This is a genomic window from Actinoplanes sp. NPDC051633, assembly GCF_040681735.1.
GTDB lineage: Bacteria > Actinomycetota > Actinomycetes > Mycobacteriales > Micromonosporaceae > Actinoplanes.
This window is the reverse complement of sequence record NZ_JBFAZH010000226.1, coordinates 1-8,419: the sequence shown is the minus strand read 5'-3', so window position 1 is coordinate 8,419 and position 8,419 is coordinate 1. Positions and strand designations below refer to the sequence as shown.

At 69.7% G+C, this 8,419-nt stretch carries 8 protein-coding genes and 1 pseudogene; 1 reads left to right on the top strand and 8 read right to left on the bottom strand.

What is annotated here, in order from left to right; translation table 11 throughout:
- From AB0M20_RS15325 to AB0M20_RS15310, 4 genes are all read right to left on the bottom strand, one after another.
- Nucleotides 1-1,282: GTP-binding protein (locus AB0M20_RS15325; RefSeq protein ID WP_364298431.1), on the bottom strand; the 1,282-nt coding region annotated here is incomplete at its 3' end.
- Nucleotides 1,282-2,193 (bottom strand): sulfate adenylyltransferase subunit CysD, encoded by a 912-nt coding sequence (cysD, locus tag AB0M20_RS15320; protein ID WP_364298429.1) that lies wholly within the window; start codon nt 2,191-2,193, stop codon nt 1,282-1,284. The genes AB0M20_RS15325 and cysD, both read right to left, overlap by 1 nt.
- Before the next feature lie 18 nt (nt 2,194-2,211).
- Entirely contained in the window at nt 2,212-3,090 is an 879-nt protein-coding gene (locus tag AB0M20_RS15315; protein ID WP_364298427.1) for a 3'(2'),5'-bisphosphate nucleotidase CysQ, read from the bottom strand.
- Between the two features lie 79 nt (nt 3,091-3,169).
- Nucleotides 3,170-4,627 carry a sugar transferase gene (locus AB0M20_RS15310; protein WP_364298425.1) on the bottom strand — a complete coding sequence of 486 codons (1,458 nt, stop codon included), beginning with the start codon at nt 4,625-4,627 and terminating at the stop codon, nt 3,170-3,172.
- Between AB0M20_RS15310 and AB0M20_RS15305 the strand changes: the two genes are divergently transcribed.
- Nucleotides 4,608-4,868, top strand: a complete 261-nt coding sequence (locus AB0M20_RS15305; RefSeq protein WP_364298423.1) for a hypothetical protein — start codon at nt 4,608-4,610, stop codon at nt 4,866-4,868. The genes AB0M20_RS15310 and AB0M20_RS15305 overlap by 20 nt on opposite strands.
- 273 nt (nt 4,869-5,141) lie before the next feature.
- On the opposite strand, the gene pth is transcribed toward AB0M20_RS15305, so the two are convergent.
- The 4 genes and pseudogenes from pth to glmU all read right to left on the bottom strand — a co-directional run.
- Nucleotides 5,142-5,723: an aminoacyl-tRNA hydrolase gene (pth, locus tag AB0M20_RS15300; protein WP_364298421.1), complete on the bottom strand. Its 582-nt coding sequence runs from the start codon at nt 5,721-5,723 to the stop codon at nt 5,142-5,144.
- Nucleotides 5,724-5,799: 76 nt separating this feature from the next.
- Nucleotides 5,800-6,453, bottom strand: a complete 654-nt coding sequence (locus AB0M20_RS15295) for a 50S ribosomal protein L25/general stress protein Ctc (protein ID WP_364298418.1) — start codon at nt 6,451-6,453, stop codon at nt 5,800-5,802.
- A 278-nt stretch (nt 6,454-6,731) separates the two neighbouring features.
- Nucleotides 6,732-7,712: a ribose-phosphate diphosphokinase gene (locus tag AB0M20_RS15290; RefSeq protein WP_364298416.1), complete on the bottom strand. Its 981-nt coding sequence runs from the start codon at nt 7,710-7,712 to the stop codon at nt 6,732-6,734.
- A gap of 98 nt (nt 7,713-7,810) precedes the next feature.
- A pseudogene (gene glmU / locus AB0M20_RS15285) lies at nt 7,811-8,419 on the bottom strand (bifunctional UDP-N-acetylglucosamine diphosphorylase/glucosamine-1-phosphate N-acetyltransferase GlmU); the annotation flags it as partial.

Here is an 8,419-nt window from a genome sequence, read left to right as displayed (position 1 = left end):
CCGTGCGGTTGGTGGCCTCGTCGATCAGGATGAAGCCGCCGGTCGTGCGGTTGCGCCGGTACTCGTCGGCCAGGAGCGGCGCCGTGGTCCGCAGCGTCACCCGGCCGATCTCGTTGAGGTTCAGCTCGTCGGCGGTCTCGTCGCGGTGCAGGGTGTTCACGTCCATGCGGTACTGCAGGCCGCGGACGACCGCCCGCGCCGTCCGGGTGGTGTGCTTGATCGTGTACTTGCCCCGCACCCGCAGCGGCGCCGTCTCGTCCATCCAGCAGATCATCGCCTCGACGTCCTGGGCGACGGCCGGCGCGTTGTGCGGCCGGCAGATCATGTCGCCGCGCGAGATGTCGATCTCGTCCGAGAGCCGGACCGTCACGGACATCGGCGGGAACGCCTCCTGCACCGGGCCGGCGGCGGTGTCGATGCTCTCGATCCGGCTGGTCAGCCCGGACGGCAGCACCATCACGTCGTCGCCCGGCTTGAGCACGCCGGAGGCCACCTGACCGGCGTAGCCGCGGTAGTCGGTGACCGTGGTGGACTGCGGGCGGATCACGAACTGCACGGGGAAGCGCACGTCGACCAGGTTGCGGTCGGAGGCGATGTGCACGTGCTCGAGGTGGTGCAGCAGGGACGGGCCCTCGTACCACGGGCTGTTGTCCGAGCGCGAGGCGATGTTGTCGCCGTTCAGCGCCGAGATCGGGATGACCGTGAGGTCGGGCGCGTCCAGCTTCGCCGCGAACGAGGTGAACTCGTCGGCGATCCGCTCGTAGACCTCCTGGTCCCAGTCGACCAGGTCCATCTTGTTCACGCAGAGCACCAGGTGCGGCACCCGCAGCAACGAGGTGAGGAACGCGTGCCGCCGCGACTGCTCGACCAGGCCCTTGCGCGCATCCACCAGGATCAGCGCGAGGTCCGCCGTCGAAGCACCGGTCACCATGTTGCGCGTGTACTGGATGTGCCCCGGCGTGTCCGCGATGATGAACTTGCGCCGCGGCGTCGCGAAGTAGCGGTACGCCACGTCGATCGTGATGCCCTGCTCCCGCTCGGCGCGCAGGCCGTCGGTGAGCAGCGCCAGGTTCGTGTACTCGTCACCGCGGGACGCGCTCGCCAGCTCGACCGACTCGAGCTGGTCCTCGAAGATCGTCTTGGTGTCGAAGAGCAGCCGGCCGATCAGCGTCGACTTGCCGTCGTCGACGCTGCCCGCCGTGGCGAACCGCAGCAGATCCATGCCCCGGGGCGCGACATCGGACGGCTCGAGACCGGACGGCTCGAGAATGGCCTGGGACATCAGAAGTAACCCTCTCGCTTGCGGTCTTCCATCGCGGCCTCGCTGACCTTGTCGTCGCCGCGGGTGGCGCCGCGCTCGGTGATCCGGGTCGCCGCGACCTCCTCGATCACCTTGTCGACCGTGTCGGCCTCGGACCGCACCGCGGCGGTCTGCGACGCGTCACCGACGGTGCGGTAGCGCACCCGCAGCACCTGGGAGGTCTCGCCCTGTCTCGGCTTGAAGAACTCGTTGACCGCGTAGAGCATGCCGCCGCGCTCGATCACCTCGCGCTCGTGCGCGTAGTAGATGTCGGGCAGCGGGATCCGCTCCTTGGCGATGTAGTGCCAGACATCCAGCTCGGTCCAGTTGGAGAGCGGGAAGACCCGGATCGACTCACCCGGGTGGTGCTTGCCGTTGTAGAGCGACCACAGCTCGGGACGCTGGTTTTTCGGGTCCCACTGGCCGAACTCGTCGCGGAAGCTGAACATCCGCTCCTTGGCCCGCGCCTTCTCCTCGTCGCGGCGGGCGCCGCCGAAGAGCGCGTCGAACCGGTATTTCTCCACCGCGGCCAGCAGCACCGGCGTCTGGATCCGGTTGCGCGTGCCGTCCGGCAGCTCGCGCACCATGCCGGTGTCGATCGCCTCCTGGACGCTGGCCACCACCAGGCTGAGCCCCAGCGCGGCGACCCTGGTGTCCCGGTACTCGAGAACCTCCGGGAAGTTGTGCCCGGTGTCGACGTGCATCACCGGGAACGGGATCTTGCCGGGGTGGAACGCCTTCTGCGCCAGATGCAGCATGACGATCGAGTCCTTGCCGCCGCTGAACAACAGCACCGGTCGCTCGAACTCGGCCATCACCTCGCGCATCACGAAGATGCTCTCCGCCTCGAGGGCCTCGAGATGTGAGACGCGGTAGGTCTTCTGCTGACTCATGTGGGGATGTCTTTCTTACTAGAGGTGGCGCTGCAACGCCGCGAGCAGCCTCGGTGCCAGATCCTTGCGGCACACCACAAGGTCGGGCAACTTGGGATCCGCCTCGTTGTATTTCAGCGCAGACCCGTCGATTCGGGAAGCGTGCAGGCCCGTGGCAGCCGCCACAGCGACCGGGGCGGCGCTGTCCCACTCGTATTGCCCACCGGCGTGCACGTAGGCGTCGGCGTCACCGTTGATCACCGCGGCGATCTTCACCCCGGCCGATCCCATCGGCACGAGCTCGGCCCCGATGTCGTCGGCCAGCGCGGTCACGAAGGCGGGCGGGCGGGTGCGGCTCGCGGCGATCCGGATCGGGCCGCCGGTGGCGGCCGACAGGGGCAGCGGAGGGTACGCGGGCGGGTGGTCCGTGGCGATCGTGCGGTGCTGCGCGGGCATCGCCACCGCACCGGCGGCCAGGCAGCTGGGGCTCGAGCAGTCGGCCGTCCACAGCGCCACGTGGACGGCCCAGTCGGTGCGGCCCTCCTCGGAGAACTCGCGGGTGCCGTCCAGCGGGTCGATGATCCAGACCCGTGCGGCGCCCAGGCGGTCCGGCCGGGAGGTGGTCCGCTCGCCCTCGCTCCAGGCGTCACGGGCGTGGTCGTCCTCCTCCGACAGCACCGCGTCCGCGGGTCGCCACCGGGCCAGCTCGGACCGCAGCAGGTGGTGGGCCGCCTTGTCGCCGGCCGCCTTGAGGGCCTTGCCGTCCGCGTACCCCATGTCCGCACGCACCTGGAGCAGCACCTGCCCGGCGCGGTCGGCGAGCCAGCGGGCGAACGCCGCGTCGATGACCGGCGGGGTGCCACTCTCAGCGGAGTCGCGCGGCCCGTTGATGCGCGCCGACGTCGACGTCTCGCTCATCTGCTGCTCCCTCTCACAATCGAGCCCCGACGGGGTCCGGGTTCTCCACGCCGTCCGAAGGGCCAGGCGGCGGTGGCGATCAGTACGCTCCCGACGAGCGCACCACGGCCGTCATCGTCCGCAAGAGGATCACCAGGTCCAAACTGAGCGACCAGTTCTCCACATAGCGAAGGTCCAGCCTGACCGCCTCCTCCCAGGACAGATCCGATCGTCCGGAAACCTGCCAGAGGCCCGTCATGCCTGGTTTGACCGCCAATCGCCGGCGTACGTCGTCGGCGTAGGCGGCCACCTCCTGCGGCAGCGGCGGCCGCGGTCCGACCAGCGACATCTGCCCACCCAGCACGTTCAGCAGCTGCGGCAGCTCATCCAGCGAGAACCTGCGCAACCACCGGCCGACCGGGGTGACCCGCGGGTCGTCGCGGATTTTGAAGAGCACACCGTCGTGCTCGTTGAGGTGCCTCAGCTCGGCCAGCCGTGCCTCGGCGTCGACATACATACTGCGGAACTTGAAGATCCGGAACTCGCCGCCGTCCCGGCCGACGCGAACCTGACGAAAGAGTACCGGTCCGCGACTGGTGATCCGGACGCACAGTGCGACCCCCAGCAGCACTGGGCCGAAGAGCATCAGCAGCAGCAGCGCGCCCAGCCGGTCGACCAGTTCCTTCACCAGCCGGATGCCGCCGTGCAGCCGCGGGTGCTCGACGTGCAGCATGGGCAGGCCGTCGAACGGCCGGATCGTGGTCCGCGCGCCGGCCACGTCGATCAGCGCGCTGGCCACCACCAGGTCGACCTCGTCGCGCTCCAGCCGCCAGGCCAGCCGGCGCAGCACCACCCCGTCGAGCTCGGGACAGCTCAGCACCACGACGGTGTCCGCGTCGGCGGCGTCGACCGCGGTGGCCACATCGTCGAAGGTGCCGTAGACGGGCAGGTCCACCGCGCCGTCGTGCTGCGGCGGCAAGCAGCAGCCGACCACCTCCAGGCCGTGGTACCGCTCGCGGCGCAGCTGCCGGGTGATGCCGATGACGCTCAGCTCATGTCCAACGACGATGACCCGGCGCAGGCGCTCGCCGCGGCTGCGGGACCGGTGCAGCTGCTTGCGCAGAGCAAACCGCAGCACACCGGCCGTGACTATCGCGGTCGGCAACGCCACCAGCACGTACGACCTGGCGAGGTCGAGATCCAGCGCGTAGGAGAACATCGCCGCGCCGCCGATCAGCCCGATCCCGCCCCGGAGCACGCGCTGGTATTCGTCCGTGCCGACGAACAGATACCGTCGCTCGTACGCCCGGCTCACCGCCAGCACCAGCAGCAACACCATCGGCAGCAGCGCGGAGAGCAGCAGATACCAGCGGTTGTACGAGGTCACCTCGTCGCCGAACCGCAGCCCGAAGGTGGCCGCGCCGGCCGCCACGCCGGCGAACAGGTCGCACAGGACGAGGGTGCGCACATAGCTGCGTTCCCACCGCTGCCGGCGGGACATGGCGGCGTGCCGGCCGCGCACCCGCACGAACGGTCTGGTGGCCGGCCGCGCCGCCATCGACCTGCTGGGCGATGTGCTCCAGTGGCGGTCGACGGCCCGGTTCCGGGCCCGGTCGGCGGGCACCCGGCCGCCGGATCCGGCCCGGGGCGGCGCGTTCAGGTCACCGGTCCGCGGCGGCGTGCCGAGGTCGGCGGCGCCGGCCGGCGGCGGGCTGGAGGGGATCGACCCCGGGGACTTGCTGCGGCCCTGCCGCGGCGACGGGTGCCGAGGCGACGGCCGCCTGGTGCGGGGCCCGTGATTGGCCGGCGGATGGTTCGCCAGGCCATGATTCGGACCGGGTGGCTCCACAGGGGACGGATCGAGCCGCGAGCTCACCGTCGGGAGCGTCACCGTGGGTTCTGCGAGGGCTTCCTCTGAAAGGTCCCGTTGCACCCGAAACCTCCCCGTAGTGCCGACGACCGCGCACCGTGTGATGCGTTCACGTGACCAACGCGCGGACGGCCACTAGCGTCACGGCGTGGATAGACGGACAAAAAGGTCTAAACGATCTATCCAATCTGGCCATACCAGGTCAAGAGGCGTGGTATTTGTTCTGTGCCCACTCGACACCCTCGAGCACGATCGCCTCGGCCACGTCGGCCGCGCGATCGACCAGGAACTCCAGCTCCTTGCGCTCGGCGGCACCGAAATCGGACAGCACGTAGTCCGCCGGATCCTGCCGTCCCGGGGGCCGCCCGATGCCGAACCGGACCCGCGCGTACTCCTTGGTGGACAGCGATCGGGACATCGAGCGCAGCCCGTTGTGACCGCCCTCACCACCGCCGCGCTTGGCCCGGATCTGCCCGTACGGCACATCCAGCTCGTCGTGCACGGCCAGCACGTTCTCCACCGGAATCTTGAAGAACTGGACGAGCTGAGCGACCGGCCCGCCGGACAGGTTCATGAACGTCAGCGGCTTCACCAGGATGAGTTTCGGACCGCCGAACCCCAGCCGGCCCTCCGCGACCTCGGCGTGTGCCCGCTTGGACCGGCCGAACTTGGCGCCGATCCGCGTGGCGATCAGCTCGGCCACCATGAAGCCGACATTGTGCCGGTTGCCCGCGTACTCCTTGCCCGGGTTGCCCAGGCCGACCGCCAGCCAGGGCTCGTCCATCGTCGCTCTCCTCGAAACGGCATCAGGGGAAGCGCCGCGCGGCGCTTCCCCTGATGGTGGTTGTCAACGGCCAGGGTCAGGAAGCGGATTCCTCGACGGCGGCCTCGCCACCCTCGGCGGCCTCCGTCTCGGCGGCCGCGGCCTCGGTCGCCTCGCCGGTGTCGCCCTCGAGCTGCTCGGCGGTCTGCGCCTGGCTGACGATCGCGAGCACGAAGTCGGGCTCGACGGCCAGCTCGGTGCCCTGCGGCAGGGTCACGTCGGCGGCGGTGATCTGGGCGCCCGCCTCGAGGCCCTCGATCGACACCTCGAAGCCGGACGGCAGGTGCATGGCCTCGGCGACCACGGCCAGCGTCGTCGACTCGGTGACCAGCAGCGTGTTGCGGTCGGCCTCGCCGGTGAACGTCACCGGGACGTCGACCTGCACCTTCTCGCCGCGCTTGACGATGATCAGGTCCACGTGCTCGTACGTGTCCTTGATCGGGTCGCGCTGGATCGCCTTGGGCAGGGCCAGAGTGGTGCCCGAGCCGCCGACGATGTCGATGGTGAACACCTGGTTGAGACCGCCGTGCCGGATGGCCGCGGCGAACTCCCGCGCCGGCAGAGCGATGTGCTGGGGCTTCTCGCCGTGACCGTAGAGGACGGCGGGCACCTTGCCGGCCCGGCGCGTGCGGCGGGCTCCACCCTTGCCGAACTCGGTGCGGGGCTCGGCGCTGATCTTTACCTCGGACACGGGGAAACTCCTGAAACTCATTCGTGGTTCGGCGGCGGCTGGTCGGCGGTGGCTGCGGGCGGTGCCGGGCGGGGGAGGCGCGCTGGGCACAGGCCCGGAGCACCGCGTCGATAACGGCGCCTCCACACGGACCGCGAGACTCAGCGGCCCACGGGGCACCCTCGCCGTGGCAACCGCACCAGCTTACCTGCCGTTCTCAGCGGCTTAAGAGCCGGTCCCCGCCCACAGCAAAAAATCCAACCCTTGCGTGCAAGTTGCACCCGTCAGCTCAGCTCGGTTCAGCTCAAGCCCCCGAAGAGGGTGGTCACCGAGCCGTCGTCGAAGACCTCGCGGATCGCCCGGGCCAGCAGCGGGGCGATCGACAGCACGGTGATCTTGTCGAGGCGCTTCTCCGGCGGCAGCGGCAGTGTGTTGGTCACCACCAGCTCGCTGATCCGGCTGTTCTTGAGCCGCTCGGTCGCCGGATCGGACAGCAACGCGTGGGTCGCCGCCACCACCACATCGGCCGCACCCGAGTCGTAGAGGATGTCGGACGCCTTCGCGATCGTCCCACCGGTGTCGATCATGTCGTCGACGACCAGGCAGACCCGGCCCTCGACCTCGCCGACCACCCGGTTGGCCACCACCTGGTTGGGCTTGAGCGGATCGCGGGTCTTGTGGATGAACGCCAGCGGGCAGCCGCCCAGCCGGTCGGTCCACCGCTCGGCGACCCGCACCCGGCCCGAATCCGGCGCCACCACCGTCATCGGCCGGCCCTCGAACTTGCGCTGCACGTGCTGCGCCAGCACGTCCATGGCGAACAGGTGATCCACCGGCCCGTCGAAGAAGCCCTGGATCTGCGCGGTGTGCAGGTCGACCGTGAGGATCCGGTTGGCACCCGCGGTCTTCAGCAGATCGGCCACCAGGCGGGCGGAGATCGGCTCGCGGCCGCGGTGCTTCTTGTCCTGCCGCGAATACGGGTAGAAGGGCAGGACGACGGTGATCCGCTTGGCCGAGCCGCGCTTCAACGCGTCGACCATGATCAGCGTTTCCATCACCCAGGTGTTGATGCCCGCGGTCATCGACTGGACCACGAACGCGTCCGAGCCGCGCACCGAGTCCTTGAACCGTACGAAGATCTCACCGTTGGCGAAGTCGTACGCGTCCGATCGGGTCGGCGCCACCCCCAGCACCTGGCCGATCTCCTCGGCCAGCTCCGGGAAACCACGTCCGGAGAAAAGCATCAAACTCTTACGGTTCTCCGCGACGATGCTGCCCATGGGCTCGTCTGCTCCCGGGATCGAGGGGGAATCTTCGCTTGAAGTATCACCCTAGGCCGCGTTCAAGACACCAGCCCATCGCCACTGGGTGGGACGGCTCACTCCTCGTCGGCGGCTTCCGCGGCACGGCGGGCGGCGTCGGCCGAGACCGTGCCCGGCCGCTTACGCTCGGTCCACCCCTCGATGTTGCGCTGCTGCGCCCGGGTCACCCCGAGATTGCCGGCCGGCACCTCCTTGGCGACGGCGCTGCCCGCCGCTACGTACGCCCCCGGGCCGATCTCCACCGGCGCGATCAGCACGGTGTCGCTGCCCACGAACGCGGCCTCGCCGACGGTGGTGTGGTGCTTGTTCACCCCGTCGTAGTTGGCGAAGATCGTGCCCGCGCCGATGTTGGCCTTGGCTCCGATCGTGGCGTCGCCCACATAGGTGAGGTGCGGCACCTTCGCGCCCTCACCCAGCTCGGCGTTCTTCGCCTCGACGAACCCGCCGATCTTCGCCTTGCGCGCGAGCCGGGTGCCCGGCCGCAGGAAGGAGAACGGCCCCACGGTCGCCTCCGGCCCGATCTCGGCGCCGATCGAGTGCGTGCGCAACACCACCGCGCCCTCGGCGACGGTCGTGTCGATCAGCGTCGTGTCCGGCCCGATGATCGCGCCCGCGCCCACCCTGGTCGAGCCGAGCAGCTGCGAGTTCTGGTCGATCTCGGCGTC

What these genes read in the sequence shown, in the direction of transcription:
- pth (WP_364298421.1), bottom strand. Translation starts at nt 5,723, where the DNA reads ATGGACGAGCCCTGGCTGGCGGTCGGCCTGGGCAACCCGGGCAAGGAG.
- AB0M20_RS15290 (WP_364298416.1), bottom strand. Translation starts at nt 7,712, where the DNA reads ATGGGCAGCATCGTCGCGGAGAACCGTAAGAGTTTGATGCTTTTCTCC.
- cysD (WP_364298429.1), bottom strand. Translation starts at nt 2,193, where the DNA reads ATGAGTCAGCAGAAGACCTACCGCGTCTCACATCTCGAGGCCCTCGAG.
- AB0M20_RS15310 (WP_364298425.1), bottom strand. Translation starts at nt 4,627, where the DNA reads ATGGCGGCGCGGCCGGCCACCAGACCGTTCGTGCGGGTGCGCGGCCGG.
- AB0M20_RS15315 (WP_364298427.1), bottom strand. Translation starts at nt 3,090, where the DNA reads ATGAGCGAGACGTCGACGTCGGCGCGCATCAACGGGCCGCGCGACTCC.